Origin of the sequence: Brevundimonas albigilva (assembly GCF_023503965.1) — a bacterium.
GTDB lineage: Bacteria > Pseudomonadota > Alphaproteobacteria > Caulobacterales > Caulobacteraceae > Brevundimonas > Brevundimonas albigilva.
Genome location: NZ_CP097298.1, coordinates 2827067 through 2843560, shown reverse-complemented (window position 1 = coordinate 2843560; position 16494 = coordinate 2827067). Strand labels below are relative to the sequence as shown.

15 protein-coding genes and 4 pseudogenes are annotated in these 16494 nt (G+C 70.4%); 9 read left to right on the top strand and 10 right to left on the bottom strand.

The window, feature by feature from the left end:
* The first annotated feature begins 105 nt into the window (after nucleotides 1–105).
* The 4 genes from MU852_RS15005 to MU852_RS14990 all read left to right on the top strand — a co-directional run bounded on the left by MU852_RS15005 (nucleotide 106) and on the right by MU852_RS14990 (nucleotide 3592).
* Entirely contained in the window at nucleotides 106–1221 is a 1116-nt protein-coding gene (locus tag MU852_RS15005) for a flagellar basal body P-ring protein FlgI (protein ID WP_249750229.1), read from the top strand.
* A 2-nt stretch (nucleotides 1222–1223) separates the two neighbouring features.
* Nucleotides 1224–1523 carry a rod-binding protein gene (locus MU852_RS15000; RefSeq protein ID WP_249750228.1) on the top strand — a complete coding sequence of 100 codons (300 nt, stop codon included), beginning with the start codon at nucleotides 1224–1226 and terminating at the stop codon, nucleotides 1521–1523.
* The gene (locus MU852_RS14995; protein ID WP_249750227.1) at nucleotides 1520–1957 is read left to right on the top strand and encodes a flagellar basal-body protein FlbY; all 438 of its coding nucleotides are present in this window, start codon (nucleotides 1520–1522) and stop codon (nucleotides 1955–1957) included. Before MU852_RS15000 ends, MU852_RS14995 begins: the two co-directional genes overlap by 4 nt.
* A gap of 66 nt (nucleotides 1958–2023) precedes the next feature.
* Complete coding sequence (locus MU852_RS14990; protein ID WP_249750226.1) at nucleotides 2024–3592, top strand: EAL domain-containing protein; 1569 nt, start codon at nucleotides 2024–2026, stop codon at nucleotides 3590–3592.
* Here MU852_RS14990 and MU852_RS14985 read toward each other — a convergent pair.
* Nucleotides 3589–5157: an ABC-F family ATP-binding cassette domain-containing protein gene (locus MU852_RS14985; protein WP_249750225.1), complete on the bottom strand. Its 1569-nt coding sequence runs from the start codon at nucleotides 5155–5157 to the stop codon at nucleotides 3589–3591. The genes MU852_RS14990 and MU852_RS14985 overlap by 4 nt on opposite strands.
* On the bottom strand, nucleotides 5123–5257 hold the full coding sequence (locus tag MU852_RS17555) for a hypothetical protein (protein ID WP_283843657.1): 135 nt from the start codon (nucleotides 5255–5257) through the stop codon (nucleotides 5123–5125). Before MU852_RS17555 ends, MU852_RS14985 begins: the two co-directional genes overlap by 35 nt.
* A 148-nt stretch (nucleotides 5258–5405) precedes the next feature.
* Between MU852_RS17555 and MU852_RS14980 the strand changes: the two genes are divergently transcribed.
* Nucleotides 5406–5903, top strand: coding sequence for a group III truncated hemoglobin (locus MU852_RS14980; protein WP_249750224.1), 498 nt, complete (start codon nucleotides 5406–5408; stop codon nucleotides 5901–5903).
* A gap of 13 nt (nucleotides 5904–5916) precedes the next feature.
* Here the strand turns inward: MU852_RS14980 and MU852_RS14975 are convergent, their stop codons facing one another.
* Nucleotides 5917–6516, bottom strand: a complete 600-nt coding sequence (locus tag MU852_RS14975; protein ID WP_249750223.1) for a hypothetical protein — start codon at nucleotides 6514–6516, stop codon at nucleotides 5917–5919.
* 190 nt (nucleotides 6517–6706) lie between these two features.
* On the opposite strand from MU852_RS14975, the pseudogene uvrA reads away from it, so the two are divergent.
* Nucleotides 6707–9638: pseudogene (uvrA, locus tag MU852_RS14970) on the top strand (excinuclease ABC subunit UvrA).
* On the opposite strand, the gene MU852_RS14965 reads toward uvrA, so the two are convergent.
* Both MU852_RS14965 and MU852_RS14960 read right to left on the bottom strand, forming a co-directional pair.
* A complete protein-coding gene (locus MU852_RS14965; protein WP_249750222.1) occupies nucleotides 9635–9832 on the bottom strand; it encodes a hypothetical protein in 198 nt (65 codons plus the stop codon). The pseudogene uvrA and the gene MU852_RS14965 sit on opposite strands and share 4 nt — an antisense overlap.
* Nucleotides 9833–9953: 121 nt before the next feature.
* Nucleotides 9954–10142, bottom strand: a pseudogene (locus MU852_RS14960) (CPBP family glutamic-type intramembrane protease); the annotation flags it as partial.
* Nucleotides 10143–10314: 172 nt separating this feature from the next.
* On the opposite strand from MU852_RS14960, the gene MU852_RS14955 reads away from it, so the two are divergent.
* Entirely contained in the window at nucleotides 10315–10479 is a 165-nt protein-coding gene (locus MU852_RS14955) for a hypothetical protein (RefSeq protein WP_249750221.1), read from the top strand.
* A 129-nt stretch (nucleotides 10480–10608) separates the two neighbouring features.
* Here the strand turns inward: MU852_RS14955 and MU852_RS14950 are convergent, their stop codons facing one another.
* Both MU852_RS14950 and MU852_RS14945 read right to left on the bottom strand, forming a co-directional pair.
* Entirely contained in the window at nucleotides 10609–11391 is a 783-nt protein-coding gene (locus tag MU852_RS14950) for a hypothetical protein (RefSeq protein ID WP_249750220.1), read from the bottom strand.
* A 117-nt stretch (nucleotides 11392–11508) separates the two neighbouring features.
* Nucleotides 11509–11847 (bottom strand): hypothetical protein, encoded by a 339-nt coding sequence (locus MU852_RS14945; RefSeq protein ID WP_249750219.1) that lies wholly within the window; start codon nucleotides 11845–11847, stop codon nucleotides 11509–11511.
* On the opposite strand from MU852_RS14945, the gene MU852_RS14940 reads away from it, so the two are divergent.
* On the top strand, nucleotides 11825–12229 hold the full coding sequence (locus MU852_RS14940) for a hypothetical protein (RefSeq protein WP_249750218.1): 405 nt from the start codon (nucleotides 11825–11827) through the stop codon (nucleotides 12227–12229). The genes MU852_RS14945 and MU852_RS14940 overlap by 23 nt on opposite strands.
* A gap of 185 nt (nucleotides 12230–12414) precedes the next feature.
* Here the strand turns inward: MU852_RS14940 and MU852_RS14935 are convergent, their stop codons facing one another.
* Complete coding sequence (locus tag MU852_RS14935; RefSeq protein ID WP_249750217.1) at nucleotides 12415–13203, bottom strand: hypothetical protein; 789 nt, start codon at nucleotides 13201–13203, stop codon at nucleotides 12415–12417.
* Between the two features lie 76 nt (nucleotides 13204–13279).
* Between MU852_RS14935 and trmFO the strand changes: the two are divergent.
* A pseudogene (gene trmFO, locus MU852_RS14930) lies at nucleotides 13280–14673 on the top strand (methylenetetrahydrofolate--tRNA-(uracil(54)-C(5))-methyltransferase (FADH(2)-oxidizing) TrmFO).
* Here trmFO and MU852_RS14925 read toward each other — a convergent pair.
* Entirely contained in the window at nucleotides 14670–15317 is a 648-nt protein-coding gene (locus MU852_RS14925; RefSeq protein ID WP_249750216.1) for a squalene/phytoene synthase family protein, read from the bottom strand. The pseudogene trmFO and the gene MU852_RS14925 sit on opposite strands and share 4 nt — an antisense overlap.
* A pseudogene (locus tag MU852_RS14920) lies at nucleotides 15314–16254 on the bottom strand (polyprenyl synthetase family protein). Before MU852_RS14920 ends, MU852_RS14925 begins: the two are co-directional and overlap by 4 nt.
* Nucleotides 16255–16494: the final 240 nt, after the last annotated feature.

Here is a 16494-nt window from a genome sequence, read left to right as displayed (position 1 = left end):
CGCAAGGACGCGGGACCGACGGGCGGGGTCATTGCTTTTGCTGAGCATTTTTTCCGGCACGATCTTCGCAACGAACGGGGCGAATTGCGTACGGACCCCGCACCCATGCAGAAAATGCTCGGCCGACTCATCGCCCCGCTCGTCCTGGCCGCCGCGTTCGGCGGCGCAGCCGCGCCGGCGATGGCCCAGTCGCGGATCAAGGACATCGCCGCCGTGGAGGGCGTCCGCTCCAACCAGCTGGTCGGCTACGGCCTGGTGGTCGGGCTGAACGGCACCGGCGACAGCCTGCGCAACTGCCCCTTCACCCGCCAGTCGCTGGAGGGCATGACCGAACGGTTGGGCGTCAACATCCGCGGGACCAACGCCAACTCCAAGAACATGGCCGCCATCATGGTGACGGCCGATCTTCCGGCCTTCGCCACGCCCGGCTCGCGCATCGACGTCTCGGTCTCCTCCATGTGCGACGCCAAGAGCCTGCTGGGCGGCACCCTGCTGGTCACCAGCCTGCAGGGTGCGGACGGCCAGGTCTATGCGGTCGCCCAGGGATCCATCCAGACGGGCGCCGTCTCGGCCTCGGGCGCCTCGGGCTCGTCGGTGACGCGCGGCGTGCCGACCGCCGGCCGCATCGCCTCCGGCGCCACCGTCGAACGCGAGACCGGCTTCCAGCTGACCAATATGAACGAGGTCCGGCTGACCCTGCGCAACCCGGACTTCACTACGGCCCAGCGGGTCGCCGGCGTGATCAACGGCGCCTATCCCGGTTCGGCCCTGGCCGAGAACGGCTCGGTCGTGGCGCTCCGCTCGCCGGGCCAGATGGGCATGGCCGGCTTCATCAGCCAGATCGAGAACCTGCCGATCACCGTCGATTCTCCCGCCAAGGTGATTATCGACGAGGTCAACGGCGTGATCGTCATGGGCGAGGCGGTGCGCATCTCCCAGGTGGCCATCGCCCAGGGCAATCTGACCATCTCGGTCGACGAACGTCCCTTCGTCAGCCAGCCCGCCCCCTTCAGCCAGGGCCAGACCGCGGTCGTCCCCGACAGCGGCGTCAGCGTCGAGGAGGACCTGGGCACCCAGATGCGGCTGGTCGGCGGAGCGGCCAACCTGTCCACCCTGGTCAACGGCCTGAACGCCCTGGGGGTCAGCCCGCGCGACATGATCTCCATCCTTCAGGCCATCAAGGCCGCCGGCGCGCTTCAGGCCGACATCGAGGTGATGTGACCATGGCCGACCTGACCCTGCCCACCGACCTGCTAAAGCCCGTCGGCCAGGCCGTCGGCGCCGTCTCGGATAAGGCGCGCGAAACCGCCGAGGCGTTCGAGGCCACCTTCCTGGCCCAGATGATGAAGCCGATGTTCGAGGGGCTTTCGACCGACGGCCCCTTCGGCGGCGGCAGCGCCGAACAGACCTGGCGCAGCTTCCTGGTCGACGAAATGGCCAAGAAGACCGTCGCCGCCGGCGGCATCGGCCTGGCCTCGTCGGTGATGAGCGAGATGCTGAAGATGCAGGAGCAGTCCCAATGAGCGACGCCGACCTGGCCCGGGCGCGCGTGCGCCAGCTGATCGACCTGACCCGCCGGCTGGGCGAGCGCCTCTCGGCCGAGACCGAGGCGCTGGAAACCCATCGCCCGCGCGACATCGCCGCGGGCCTGGCCGACACCCAGGAGATGGCCAATCTCTACCGCCGCGACACGGCCCAGGTGAAGGCCGATCCCGGGCTGCTCTCGGCCGCGCCGGCCGCCGACAAGCGCGAACTGGCCGAGGCCACCCGCGTCTTCGACGGCGTCCTGAACCGCCACGCACGGGCCGTGGAGGCGGCACGGACGATCTCGGAGGGGCTGGTGCGCACCATCGCGCACGAGGTCGCGGCGTCGCGCACCCCCGCGGCCGCCTACGCCGCCGACGGCCGCGCCGCCCAGGGCGACGGCCGCGCCGTCGCCTTCAACCGCACGGCCTGACCCGACGCCCCGCGCCGGCGCGTTGCCGATTTTTTAAGCGCGCGCGTGCTCAATGGGGTCATGACCATGACCACCCGTCTGCTGGGCCTCGCCTTCGCATCCGCTGATGCGTTGATCGAGGTCGATTCAGGCGGGACGATCGCCTTCGGCATCGGCGTGGGGCCGGTGTCCGGCCAGGACGCCGCCGCCTGGACCGGCAAGGCGCTGGGCGACCTGCTTCACGAGGGCGGCGCCGTGGTGGCGACCGTGCGCGCGCTCCAACCCGGACAGAGGACGCCCGCCGTCTCGGTCTTACTGCGCGCGGGGCCGGACCGGCTGCGACGCGCCACCCTGCGGGCGTTCGTGCTGCCGCAACTGGCCCCGGCCGTCTCGTGCGGCCTGACCTATGAAGGCCCCGCCTTCATGGCGTCCGAACTGCAGACGCGTCCGCTGGTCGACGCCGAGACCTTCATGGCGGAAGCCGCGCCCGTGGTCGAGAGCGCCACGGGCCTGGCCCTGGCCTTCCTGGACGTCCAGGGTCTGGAAGGTCTGACCGACGACGTGGCCGCGCGGATGAACCGGCGCATCGAGGCCACCCTTCAATCCGCCGCCGTGCAGGGATCCAGCGCGGCCCAGCTGACGCCCGAACGCTTCGCCCTGCTGCGCGCTCCGGACGACCGCCGCGATATCGCCGCCGAGATCGTCGAGGCGGGCCGCGCCGAAGGCGTCGATCTTTCGGCCCGCAACTTCGCCTCGGAAGTGCCCAAGGGCGCCGAATCCCTGTGCGTGCTTCGCGCCATGCGTTTCGCCATCGAGGGCTGCCTGAAGAACGACGGCCTGGCCAATCCGCAGCTGGCGTTCGCCGACTCGCTGAAACGCACCTTCCGCGAGGCCGAAACCTTCCGCACCCTGGTCAAGGCGCGAGAGTTCCAGGTCCACTACCAGCCCATCGTCCATCTGGATTCGCGCGCGGTGCATCATTTCGAGGCCCTCGCGCGCTTCAGCGCCAACAGCGGTCCCGGCGAGGCGATCCGCATGGCCGAGGAGCTGGCCCTGATCGAATCCTTCGACCTGGCGGTCGCCGAGAAGGTCCTGAAGCGGATGCGCCAGCCCGGCGCCGGGCTGCTGAAGATGGCGATCAACGTCTCGGGCGGTTCGCTGGGCGACGACGCCTATGTCGAGAACCTGCTGCACATGACCAGCGGCGCCACGGCCGAACGGAAGCGGCTGATGGTCGAAGTCACCGAGACCGCCGCCCTGGCCGATCTGGAAGCCGCCGACCGGCGCCTGGGCGCCCTGCGCGAGGCCGGCATCAAGGTCTGCATCGACGACTTCGGCGCCGGCGCGGCCTCCTATGACTACATCCGTCGCCTCTCGGTGGACGCGGTCAAGATCGACGGCGCCCTGATCCATGATATCGAAACCGACGAACGCTCGGCCACCATGCTGCGCAGCATCGTGGAGCTGTGCCAGTCCCTGAAGCTGGAGATCATCGCCGAGATGATCGAGACAGAAAGCCTGGCCAAGGCGCTGCAGGGCATGGGCGTCCAGTTCGGCCAGGGATGGCTGTTCGGCCGCGCGGAGGCCGAGCCGCGCACCCAGTTGGCCTCCGTCGCGCCCGTCCGCCGACGCGGCGCCGTCGAGGCCTGGGGCTAAAGGGCCAGCGTCCGCTCCACGCCCACCGCGGTCAGGAAGTCGGCGTCGTGGCTCACCACCACCAGCGCGCCGTCGTAGCCCGCCAACGCCCCCTCCACCGCCTCGACCGAGGCCAGGTCCAGGTGGTTGGTCGGCTCGTCCAGGATCAGCAAAGGCGGCGGCTCGGCTCCGGTCATCACGCGCGCCAGCGCCCCGCGCAGCCGCTCCCCGCCCGACAGGTCGCCGACACGTCGATGCGCCGCCGCGTTGCGGAACAGGAAGCGCGCCAGCGCCGCCTGGGCGTCATTGAGCCGGCCCGCCGGGTTCAGCCTCAGCCACGCCTCCGCCAGGGTCTCCTCGGGCCGCAGGATGTCCGCCTGCTGATCCAGCATGACGCCCCTGACCGGTCGTTCGACCGTCCCCGACGTCGGCTCGATCCGCCCGGCGATCAACCGCAGCAGCGTGGTCTTGCCCGCGCCGTTCGCGCCGGTCACCGCGACCCGCTCCGGGCCGGTCAGCCCCAGGGAGATCGGCCCCAGCACGACCCGTCCGTCAGGCGCCGCCCAGGTCGCGTCGCGCAAGGTCGCCACGGTCCGGCCCGGCGGCAGGCGGGTCGGCGGCAGGGCGATGGACAGGGCCCGCACCCGCTCGACCCGGGACCGCGCGGCCGCCAGGGCGGCTTCGGCCGCCTCGGCCTGGCGCGTCGCCAGCCGATGATCGCGCGCGCCGCTGTTTTCCGCCTGCTCGGCCCGCGCGCCGATCAGGATGCGGGGCATGTCGCCGCGTCCGGCCTTGCGACGGCCGGCGGCGTCGCGCCGCGCCTTCGCCTCGACGCGGCGCTGCGCCTCCGCACCCGCGCGCGACACGTCCCTTTCCGCCTCGGCCAGCGCGCGCTCGGCCGCCGTCCGCGCGTCGGCCTTTCGGGCGGCGTAGAGGTCATAGCCGCCGCCGACGATCTCCACCCCCAGGCCCGAGACGTCGACGATCCGGTCCATCCGGCGCAGCAGATCGCGGTCGTGGCTGACGACCACGACGCCGCCCTCCCATCGCTCCACCATCTCGGCCACCCGCCGGCGCGCCTCCTGGTCCAGGTGATTGGTCGGCTCGTCCAGAAGGATCAGATCGGGCTTTTCCAGCATCAGCCGCGCCAGTCGCAATCGCGTGCGTTCCCCGCCGCTCAGCGCCGCGGTCTGGCGCGACATCGGCAGGGCGGCCAGCCCCACCGCCGCCAGCGCTTCGTCGATCCGCGCCTCCAGCGTCCAGTCCGCCTCCGCCAGGTCGTCGCCGGCGGCATCGCCCGCCAGGACGCGCTCGATCAGGCGCAGGCCCTTCGCCGCGCCCAGGGCGTCGGCCGCGCTTTCGCCGGGCGGACCTTCGGCGCGCTGGTCCAGCACGCCGACCGAGCCGGCGCGTGCGACCACGCCTTCGGCCGGCGCCTGACGGCCCGCGATCAGGCGCAGCAGGGTGCTCTTGCCCGCGCCGTTGCGACCGACCACGCCGGTGCGTTCACGCGCGAACGTCAGGCTCAGATTATCGAAGAGGGTGACGCCTTCAGGCGTCCGTGCGGCGACCTTGTCGAGCGTCACGAGCGCGGACGCGGACCCGCTTGGGCTTGGGCTGGTTGGCATGGAGGATCACGAGCAGCATGGCGGACAGGGCGGAACCGGTTGCCAGTGCGATGATCATGATCGTCGAGCCTCCTTGCTCAAGTGCTCAGGGAACTGAGGATGGCGTGTCCGGGTCCGCCGCGCAAGGGCGAGACCGCACACGGGCGCGTGAACATGGGCAAGTCGTCCAGTGGATCGCCCGCGCCGGACAGCCTACATGGAGCCTCATGCAGCCCCCGTTCCGTGTCGAGGATTCCGCCGGCGCCGCCGAACGCCGCGCGGCCGCCGTCCAGCGACAGAGAGAGATGACCGGCGTGGACGAGGCCCTGATCGATCGCGTGGTCGAGGCCTTCTACGCCCGTGTCCGCGACGACGCCCTGATCGGCCCGATCTTCGCCGATCGTGTCGGGGATTGGGGACCGCACCTGGCCCAGATGAAGCGGTTCTGGTCGTCCGTGGTCCTGGCCAGCGGCGTCTATCAGGGCCGTCCCATGCCCAGGCACCTGCCCCTGCCCATCGACGCCCGCCATTTCGACCGCTGGCTGACGCTGTTCCAGGACACGGTGCGCGACCTGTGTCCGCCGCAGGCGGCCGCCGCCTTCATGGAGCGGGCGCGCCGCATCGCCGAAAGCCTGGAACTGGGCGTAGCCAACGCGCACGGCGTCCTGCTTGCGCCCGGAGAGCGCTTTCGCGCCCCTTCCCCGCCCTGGACCGAGGACGCCTGACGCCGATCCGGCCCTACGCCTTGTCCGTCGACGCTTCGAGCAGGGCGCGCCACACGGCGTCGCGGTCGATGGAGGCCGGTGCCACGAACTCGGCCATTCGGTCGTGCAGGGCGACTGGCTTCAGGATCTCCTCCACCGGGTGGTAGGTCGGGCGGCCGGCGTAGTCGTCGAACAGGATGCGCGTTCCGGGCCAGGCGAACAGCAACGAGGCGTAAAGGCACGCCCGGCGGAAGCGCCCGTCGATCAACACCAGGTCGGGAACCAGACCGCGCGCCCGGCACGTCTCCCAACCCAGCAGCGGATAGGCGTGCCAGCGGCGCCACTGCGCCTCCGACACGGGATGCCCCCATTCCCCCGTCGGTCCGATGTCGGCGTGAAGCAGGATGCGTTCGCCGGCCGCGCCGTCCAGCGCCTGTCGTAGCGCCGCCAGCCAATCGCCGTCGCTCTCGACGCTGACGGTGAAGGGCGCTCCCATTTCGCCGGCCATCACCGTGGACCCGCCCGAGCCGTATTCCAGATAGCCCCGACAGCCGTCCAGCAGGCCGCGCAGGCGGGCCGCGGCGGCCTCCGGCAGGTGCGGCGTGCGCGGGATCGCTGGCGAAGGCGTCGTCATGGCGGTCTCCGCCAGCCGATTGGAGCGATCAGGTGACAGGAGGCGGGGCGTCGCGTCAACGGACGCCGTCGCGCACGTCCCGGTGGCGGGTTAGCGTTCCTTATTTGTTCTTGCTTAAATCCCGCAAATCATCCCCATATACCGCTGTCGCTCCGGAGCCGCCGGGGCCTCCCCGCGTTCCCGATCAGGCATGACCGAAAAACACAACTTCATCCGCGTTCGCGGCGCCCGCGAGCACAATCTCAAGGGCGTGGACGTCGATATTCCGCGCGAGCAGCTGGTGGTGATGACCGGCCTGTCGGGCTCGGGCAAGTCGTCGCTGGCGTTCGACACCATCTACGCCGAGGGCCAGCGCCGCTATGTCGAGAGCCTGTCGGCCTACGCCCGCCAGTTCCTGGAGCTGATGGGCAAGCCGGACGTGGACCTGATCGAGGGCCTGTCGCCGGCCATCTCGATCGAGCAGAAGACGACGTCCAAGAACCCGCGGTCCACCGTCGGCACGGTGACCGAGATCCACGACTATATGCGCCTGCTCTGGGCGCGCGTGGGCGTGCCCTATTCGCCCGCCACCGGCCTGCCCATCGAGAGCCAGACCATCAGCCAGATGGTCGACAAGCTGACCGCCCTGCCTGAGGGAGAGCGCATCCTGCTGCTGGCCCCGGTCGTTCGCGGGCGCAAGGGCGAATACAAGAAGGAAATCGCCGAATGGCAGCGCCAGGGCTATCAGCGGCTGAAGATCGACGGCCAGTTCTATCCGATCGACGAGGCGCCGACGCTGGACAAGAAGTTCAAGCACGACATCGACATCGTCGTGGACCGGATCGTCACCAAGGACGGGCTTGAAGGCCGCTACGCCGACAGCCTGCAGACGGCGCTGGGCCTGGCCGACGGCCTGGCCACCGCCGAATGGGCCAGCGTCGCCGAAGGCGAGACCGCGCCGCGCACCCTGGTCTTTTCCGAACGCTTCGCCTGCCCCGTCTCCGGCTTCACCATCGCCGAGATCGAGCCGCGGCTGTTCTCGTTCAACAACCCCTTCGGCGCCTGCCCGGTCTGCGACGGCCTGGGGGTCAAGCTGGCCTTCGACGCCGACTTGGTGATCCCGGACCGCGACAAGAGCCTGCACAAGGGCGCGGTCGCTCCCTGGGCGCGCGGGCCCTCGCCGCTCTACACCCAGACGCTGCAGTCGCTCGCCCGCCACTACGGCTTCTCGATGGACAAGGCTTGGCGCGACCTGCCGGCCCAGGCGCACAAGGCGATCCTGCACGGCACCGGCTCCGAGAAGATCAAATTCACCTACGACGACAACGCCCGCAAGTACGAGGTCTCCAAGCCGTTCGAAGGGGTGCTGCCGAACCTGGAGCGCCGCTGGCGCGAGACCGACAGCGCCTGGGTGCGCGAGGAACTGGCCCGCTATCAGTCGGAAACCCCGTGCGAGGCGTGCGGCGGCAAGCGGCTGAAGCCCGAGGCCCTGGCGGTCAAGGTCGGCGGCGAGGACATCGCCGACATCTCCATGCTGTCGATCTCCAAGGCCTATCTCTGGTTCTCCACCCTGGAGCAGAGCCTGACCGACAAGCAGATGGAGATCGCCCGGCGCATCCTGAAGGAGATCACCGACCGGCTGCGCTTCCTGAACAATGTCGGCCTGGATTATCTGAACCTGTCGCGCTCCTCCGGCACCTTGTCCGGCGGCGAGAGCCAGCGCATCCGCCTGGCGTCGCAGATCGGCTCGGGCCTGACGGGCGTGCTTTACGTCCTGGACGAACCCTCCATCGGCCTGCACCAGCGCGACAACACCCGCCTGCTGGACAGCCTGAAGGGCCTGCGCGACCTGGGCAACTCGGTCCTGGTGGTCGAGCATGACGAGGAAGCCATCCTGACCGCCGACTACGTCATCGACATGGGTCCGGCCGCCGGCGTCCACGGCGGCTCGGTCTGCGCCGAGGGCACCCCCGAGCAGGTCATGGCCAACCCGAACTCCCTGACCGGCAAATATCTGACTGGCGAGCGCGAGATCGAGATACCCGCCGACGGCCGGCGCCCGGTCGACCGCAAGCGGATGCTGAAGATTTCAGGCGCCAGCGGCAACAATCTGAAAAGCGTGACCGGCGAGATCCCCGTCGGCGTCTTCACCTGCATCACCGGCGTGTCCGGGGGCGGCAAGTCCACCTTCACCATCGAGACGCTCTACAAGGCCGCGGCGCGTCGCCTGAACAATGCGTCCGACGCCCCCGCCCCCTTCGACCGCATCGAGGGGCTGGAGCATTTCGACAAGGTCATCGACATCGACCAGTCGCCCATCGGACGCACCCCGCGCTCGAACCCCGCCACCTATACCGGCGCCTTCGGCCCCATCCGCGACTGGTACGCCGGCCTGCCTGGAATCCAAGGCGCGCGGCTATGGTCCCGGTCGGTTCAGCTTCAACGTCAAGGGCGGCCGCTGCGAGGCCTGCCAGGGCGACGGCGTCATCAAGATCGAGATGCACTTCCTGCCCGACGTCTACGTCACCTGCGACGTCTGCAAGGGCAAGCGCTACAACCGCGAGACCCTGGAGATCGTGTTCAAGGGCAAGTCCATCAGTGACGTGCTGGACATGACGGTCGAGGAGGCGGCGACCTTCTTCAAGGCCGTGCCGCCGATCCGCGACAAGATGCTGACGCTGGAGCGGGTGGGCCTGGGCTACGTCAAGGTCGGACAGCCGGCGACCACCCTGTCGGGCGGCGAGGCCCAGCGGGTCAAGCTGTCCAAGGAACTGTCCAAGCGCGCGACCGGCCGCACCCTGTACATCCTCGACGAGCCGACCACCGGCCTGCATTTCGAGGATACGCGCAAGCTGCTGGAGGTGCTGCAGGAACTGGTCGAGGCCGGCAACACCATCGTGGTGATCGAGCACAATCTGGATGTCATCAAGGTCGCCGACTACCTGCTGGACTTCGGCCCCGAGGGCGGCGACGGCGGCGGCGAGATCGTCGCGGTCGGCACCCCCGAACAGGTCGCGGCGAACAAGGCCAGCTGGACCGGCAAATACCTCAAGGAGGTGCTGGATCGGCACGAGACGCGGCGCAAGGCGCGCGTGGCCCAGCTGACGCCCGCCAGGAAGACGCGCGCCAAGGCGTCGGCCTAGGCCGACGGCTCGGTCGGTTCCGCGATCACCCCATGATCGCGGCTGCGGCCGCGCACGGCCAGGACGATCGAGCCGACCAGCAGCACGACCGTGACGACCACGCTGCCCTCGGGTCCGAAGGCGGCGCCGGTCATCCACCACGGCAGTTCCGGCCGCGTCGCCAGGTCGACCACCAGCGGCGGGGCGTCGATCACCTGGCCCGAGACCTCCAGCCCGAACCCCAGCCCCAGCAGCCAGTTCCAGGCCGCGTGCCAACCCGCAGACGCCCCACAGCGACCCCTCGCGCGCGGCGTACAGGCCGATGAAGACCCCGAACAGGGTGACGTTGGTCACCCCCATGGCCAGGGCCGGCGACGGATCGATGTTGGCCGCGTGCAACAGGCCGAACAGCGCCGAGCTCAGCCCAACGCCCCACGCCAGGCCGTGTCGCGAGGCGATGACCTGCATCAGCCAGCCGCGCGTGACGATCTCCTCGGTGGAGCCCTGGATGACGAAGCCCGCCATCAGCACCAGGATGGGAACCAGCCCTGCGGCGGCCGAAGGCCCGGAGAACACGCCGCCCCCCTCGATGCGATAGCCGCCCAGGGCCGCGATGATCCCAACCACGCCTACCAGGAAGGCCAGCCCGATGGCGTAGCCGCGCGCGAAGCGCTTCAGGCCCGAGCCGTTGAAGCCGATGGTCGCCAGGCTCCGCCGCTCGAACAGCGTCACCCAGCCGATCACGATCAGGGCGATGAAGGCGAAGCCCGCCAGCGTCCAGGCCGTGCCCAGCCAGCCCACATCCGCGCCGTCGGGCGTCATCAGCCCCAGCAGCATCCCCGGCACGAAGGCCAGGGTCTGACCCACGGCGATGAAGACGATCGCCAGCACCAGGGCGGCGGCCGTCCAGGTGCGGCGATGTCGCGCCCGACGCGGCGCATAAAGCTCGATGCCGGCCATGTCCCTGGTCCTTTCCGTCGAGCGACGCGCCTCAGCCGTCGCGCAGGCCCTGCCAAGCCGCCGAGAACGGCGCATAGAGCACCGCCAGCTGCAGCGCCGACAGGATGGCGTTGATCACCGACCAGCTGATGATGGCCACCCACGACTGCTGCAGCATCTCCGCCGCCGACGCGCCGTCGAAGGCCGCCAGGCTGTTCAGGCCGCCGGTCATCAGGGTGATCGGCATGGCGACGATGGATCCCAGCAGGCTGACCACCATGGTCATGATGAAGACGATCACGCTCATCCCCAGCAGCGGCCAGAACCGGCCGCGCGTGGCCTTGAAGGACTCGAAGATGACGATCCGGCCCTGATCCAGGGTCATCGGCACGGCCAGGCTCAGCCGCACGGCCAGCCAGATCAGCCCGGCGGCGAGCGCCAGGCCCAGCAGCAGGGCGATCAGGAACAGGACGGCCTGGCCCGAGGCGGCGCCCGCCCCGCCGATCATGCCGATCACGACGAAGCCGACCGCGCCGGACAGCCCGAACAGCAGGCTGATCACGACGCTGACCGCCACCACCCGCAGCTCGTCCTTGCCCAGCCGCAGATAGCCCCAAGCGTCCTGGGCGGGCCTCAGCACCGACCGGGCGACCGCCGCGCTGAGCACCGCGCCGACGACCAGGCCCACCGGAATCAGCCAGCTCATGCCGGCATAGGCCATGCCCAGCTGGCGCACGTCCTCCATCGACGGCTCGGCCGACTGCTCCACCGCCTGAGCCAGAGCCATGATCCGCGCGAACGAGCCGGCGCCCACGCCGAACATCGCCAGAAACATCGCCGATAGACCGCCCCCCACAGCAGCACCACGACGGGTTTGCGGCGGACGACGCGGAAACCTTCGAATGCGGCTTCGGTGGCGGAAAAACTCATCGACGGGCTCCGGAACGACTCGTCACGCTTCTAGCGCACCTTGCGGCGAACCATCGAGCAATTGTCGACAGGCCGAGGCGAAGGGCGCGCACAGTAAGGTCATCACCGCCCCGTAGAGGAAGGCCCCCGGCCCCAGCAGCAGGACCACCAGGCCCGCCAAGACGCCTGGCGACGGCATCAGGTCGCGGAACGTCAGGGCGTCGCCCGCCGCCTGCATATGGGCGAAGACGCCGCTGGCGAAGAATCCCAGGATCGCCAGGAAGGCGATGACGAAATACATCGCCATGTAGATCAGCCAGGTGCAGACCAGCAGGCCCAGCAGCGATCCCATCCGCCCCTTGGCCAGGGTCCAGCCCTCCACGAAGGCGAACCGTTCCAGGATCAGCGTCGCCGGCGCGATCAGCGACAGCGCCCATGGCGTAGATCACCGCCGCGATCAGCCCCAGGACCATGACGAAGCCCAGCACGACCGCCAGCGCCTCGTTCGCCTGCCACGCCACCGCGCCGATGGCCACGCCCAGCAGCACCAGGACGATCACGGCGATGTAGGCGCCGACGAACAGGGCGATGCCCACCACGCCCACCCGCAGTTCATCCATGCCGGCGCGCATGAAGAAATACCGGTCGGGGCGGCCTATCCTCAGGGCCGCCCGCATCGTCGCGGTCCAGATGATCACGCTGAGGGCGAGTTGGCCGAGATTGGCCAGCATCGACACGCCCTGGAGGGCCATCATCCGCCCTAGCAACTCGGGCGACGCCTCGGCGCTTCCGTCGGCCGTCAAGGGCAGGTCGGCCAGCGACCCGAAGATCAGGCCCGACAGCACCAGGCTGAAGACCACCATCGTCAGGCCCCAGACAAACACCGCCAGCGGATGGCGCCGGATCACGCGCACGGGCGCAGCCAGGGGCCTCGCCGATGGAAAAGGTCTCAGCCATGCGCGTTCTCCCGCGGCGAAATCGAAACGAGCTGGCGATAGGCCGCGCCGAGGAAGGCCAGGGTCAGCGGCGCCTGGACGCCGTTCACCACGACCGCCCAGACGATCCAGCCCGCCTCGCCCCTCAGCACGCCCAGCCCCCAGCCCACGACCAGCGCCAGCTTGGGCGCCGCCGTCACGATCACTCCGCCCAGCAGCGGCCAGAATCCGCGTTTGGTCAAGCCCATGACCTGCAATGACACGATGCGTCCCTCGGCCGCCGTGGCCGGGACGAACAGCGACAGGCGCGCGGCCAGGGCGACGACGGCGTACAGGGCCGCGGCGGTGATCGCGCCCAGCAGCGCCAGCTTCCACGGCGCGCCGACGCCCGCCCAGTCGCGCGCCCGGATCGCCTCGGCGTCCAGACCGGCCAGGCCGTAAAGCGCCAGCAGGGCCAGCGCCGCCACCGACAGGATCATGGCCATGAACACCCCGCACAGGGCGAAGCCCGCCAGCAGCCGCATCTCGGTCGCCCCGAACTGCAGCCCCGCCGGCCCCAGGCCCAGCGTTCGCGCGCCGGCGACGTCGTTCGAGACGGCGATGCGCGCCAGGGCGCCCGCCAGCACGAGGGTGCAGAGCGCGGCCGCCACGGCGGCGACGCCCGTCGGCAGGAAGGGCCAGGCGCTCCAGGCCAGCGCCGACAGCACGACGGCGCCCGGCGCCTCGCGCCGGCCGCGCACCAGGCCGCCGCCGGCCTGCGCCAGGACCCCGCCCCATCCCGATGCGTCGCGCGCCTGCCCCAAGGCCTGAACTCCCCAACCCGCCCGCGCTATAGCAGGGGATCATGACTTGCGGCCAGACGGGCGCTAGAAGGCCGCGATGACTTCCTCCCCCGCTTCCGTTTCCCCCGTCCACGTCATCGGCGGCGGCCTGGCCGGCTCCGAGGCCGCCTGGCAGATCGCCCAGGCCGGCGTGCCCGTCATCCTGCACGAGATGCGCGGCGTCCCGGGCGTGAAGACCGACGCCCACCAGACCGACGGCCTGGCCGAGCTGGTCTGCTCCAACTCCTTCCGTTCGGACGACTGGGAATACAACGCCGTCGGCCTGCTGCACGCCGAGATGCGCGCCCTGGACTCGATCATCATGGCCTCGGGCGACGCCAACCAGGTGCCCGCCGGCGGCGCCCTGGCCGTCGACCGCGACGGCTTCTCCCAGGCCGTCACCGCCCGTCTCGAAGCCCACCCCCTGATCACCATCGTCCGCGAGGAGATCGCCGGCCTGCCGCCGGAGGACTGGGACAATGTCATCGTCGCCACCGGCCCCCTGACCTCCCCCGCCCTGGCCGACGCCATCCTGAAGGCGACGGGCGAGGAAAGCCTGTCCTTCTTCGACGCCATCGCCCCCATCGTCCACGCCGATTCGATCGACTTCGACATCGCCTGGCGGCAGTCGCGCTATGACAAGGAAGGCCCGGGCGGGGACGCCGCCGCCTACGTCAACTGCCCGATGGACAAGGCCCAGTACGAGGCCTTCATCGACGCCCTGCTGGACGGCCCCAAGGCCGAGTTCAAGGACTGGGAGAACGTCCCCTATTTCGACGGCTGCCTGCCCATCGAGGTGATGGCCGAACGCGGCCGCGAGACCCTGCGCCACGGCCCGATGAAGCCCGTCGGCCTGACCAATCCGCGCGATCCGAAGGTAAAGCCGCACGCCATCGTCCAGCTGCGCCAGGACAATGCGCTGGGCACCCTGTTCAACCTGGTCGGCTTTCAGACCAAGCTGAAGCACGGGGCCCAGGCCGAGACCTTCCGCATGATCCCGGGCCTGCAGAACGCCCAGTTCGCGCGACTGGGCGGCCTGCACCGCAACACCTTCCTGAATTCGCCCAAGCTGCTGGACCGACAGCTGCGGCTGAAGGCCCTGCCCCGCCTGCGCTTCGCCGGTCAGGTCACGGGGGTCGAGGGCTATGTCGAGAGCGCGGCCATGGGCCTGCTGACCGGTCGTCTGGCCGCCGCCCAGGCGCTGGGTCGCGACCTGTCGGCCCCCCGCCCGAAACCGCCATCGGCGCCCTGGTCGAGCACATCACCGGCGGGCATCTGGAAGGCTCCAAGTTCCAGCCGATGAACATCAACTACGGCCTGCTGCCGCCGCTGGAGGCCCCCAAGGTGGATGAGGACGGCAAGCGCATCCACCCGAAGGAAAGGGGCCGGGCCAAGAAGCGGCTGCAGAGCCTGCGGGCGCTGGACAGCCTCAAGGCCTGGCGGGACGCCTAGATCCGTCCCCGCAGGCTGGCCCAGAGCAGGCGCAGCCGCTTGACCGGCTCGGGCTCGTCCTGACCGATCAGGGTTGCGGGCGCCACGGCGGGAAAGGCCGCCGTCGGCAGTCCCTTCAGGGCCGCGTTGGCGCCCGCGCGCGCCGCCTTGGCCTCGTCCGACCGGCCCACCTGCGCCATGCCCCGAACCCGTCCGGCTCCGACCGCCTTGTCCGCATGGCCTGGCCCCGCCAGGATATGCGTCGCGACCTGCATCGGCCCGACGTAGAAGGCGTCCAGGTCGTGCGGTTCGCCGTGAACCCGGCCGATGTGCGCCTCGATCAGGGCGTCGAACGGCGCCCGGTCCAGGCCGCGCCGCGCCACCATGTCGGTCAGGGCCTCCAGCACCGGGTGCCCCTTGCGCGCGACGCCGGCGAAGACCCCGTCCATCTGTTCCGCCCACCAGGTGTAGCGCATCTCGGCCAGCAGCGGCTGGGTCACCCGCGTCGGGATGGCCATCAGCTCGGCCTCGAACGCATGGAGCGCGATCAGGTCGGCGCGCGCGCGCGCATCCGAGACCAGGCGGCTGGACAGCCAGCGGTCCAGGTCTGCGTCCCGGACCTGTTGGTCCAGCAGCGCGTCGGTTGAAGGGGCGCCCTCGGTCAAGCCGCGCGCGACACCGCGAAGTCGGCCAGGTCTTCCAGCGCCGTGCGCCAGTCCGACGCCGGCAGGGCCGACACCGCCGCCTTGGCCCGGTCGGCGTAGTCTCCGGCCAGGTCCAGCGTCGCCCCGATGGCGCCCGATCCGACGATCAGTTCGCGCGCCCGGCCGAAGTCCTCGGGCGTGCGTTCGCCCTTGGTGATGGTGCGCTCCCAGAACGCCGCCTCGCGCCCGCGCGTGCGCGCCGCGCCCAGCAGCAGCGGCAGGGTGGCCTTGCCCTCGTTGAAGTCGTCGCCGGCGTTCTTGCCCAGGGCCTCGGCCGTCGCGCCATAGTCCAGCGCGTCGTCGGCCAGCTGGAAGGCGATGCCCAGCGCCATGCCGTAGTCGCGCAGCGCCTTGACCGCGGCGGCGTCGGCCCCCGCCCCGACCGCGCCCGCCTCGGCCGCGGCGGCGAACAGTTCGGCGGTCTTTGCCGAGATGATCTGCAAATAGACGTCCTGGTCCAGGTTCAGGTCGTGCGCCCGCGTCAGCTGCAGCACCTCGCCCTCGGAGATGACCCGCGACGCCTCGGCCAGGATGCCCAGCGCGCGCATCGAATCCGTCTCGACCATCAGCTCGAAGGCGCGGGCGAACAGGAAGTCGCCGACCAGGACGCTGGTGGGCGCGCCCCAGATCAGGTGCGCCGCCACTTTGCCGCGGCGCAGTTCCGAGGCGTCCACGATGTCGTCGTGCAACAGGGTGGCGGTGTGGATGAACTCGACAGCGGCGGCCAGCTTCCTGGGCGCGTCGATGTCGTCGCTGGCGCCGGTCGCGCGGGCGGCGGCGACGGTGATCAGCGGACGCAGCCGCTTGCCCCCGCCGAAACCAGATGCTCGGCCAGCTTGGGGATGATCGGCACGTCCGATTGCATCCGGTCCAGGATCAGGGCGTCCACGGCGGCCATGTCGGTCTGGGCCAGCCGGACCAGGGCGTCGACGTCCCCTTTCGGGCGGGCAGCGGCGGCGATGGCGACGTCCAAGGGAGAGACTCTTTCACAGGGGCGCGCGGTGGTCCGCGACAGGCGAAGGCGGGCCGACGACTTGCCGGATCGCGATGCGGCGCACAATGGTGGTCGGCCCCTTGAGGGTCAAGGAGATTGAGGCTTGGACCAGCCCGCCCCGGCGTCGCCGGACATCGTCGATAA

What these genes read in the sequence shown, in the direction of transcription:
- MU852_RS15005 (WP_249750229.1), top strand. Translation starts at nt 106, where the DNA reads ATGCAGAAAATGCTCGGCCGACTCATCGCCCCGCTCGTCCTGGCCGCC.
- MU852_RS15000 (WP_249750228.1), top strand. Translation starts at nt 1,224, where the DNA reads ATGGCCGACCTGACCCTGCCCACCGACCTGCTAAAGCCCGTCGGCCAG.
- MU852_RS14995 (WP_249750227.1), top strand. Translation starts at nt 1,520, where the DNA reads ATGAGCGACGCCGACCTGGCCCGGGCGCGCGTGCGCCAGCTGATCGAC.
- MU852_RS14990 (WP_249750226.1), top strand. Translation starts at nt 2,024, where the DNA reads ATGACCACCCGTCTGCTGGGCCTCGCCTTCGCATCCGCTGATGCGTTG.
- MU852_RS17555 (WP_283843657.1), bottom strand. Translation starts at nt 5,257, where the DNA reads ATGATCATCGCACTGGCAACCGGTTCCGCCCTGTCCGCCATGCTGCTC.
- MU852_RS14980 (WP_249750224.1), top strand. Translation starts at nt 5,406, where the DNA reads ATGCAGCCCCCGTTCCGTGTCGAGGATTCCGCCGGCGCCGCCGAACGC.
- MU852_RS14975 (WP_249750223.1), bottom strand. Translation starts at nt 6,516, where the DNA reads ATGACGACGCCTTCGCCAGCGATCCCGCGCACGCCGCACCTGCCGGAG.
- MU852_RS14955 (WP_249750221.1), top strand. Translation starts at nt 10,315, where the DNA reads ATGGTCGCCAGGCTCCGCCGCTCGAACAGCGTCACCCAGCCGATCACG.
- MU852_RS14950 (WP_249750220.1), bottom strand. Translation starts at nt 11,391, where the DNA reads ATGTTTCTGGCGATGTTCGGCGTGGGCGCCGGCTCGTTCGCGCGGATC.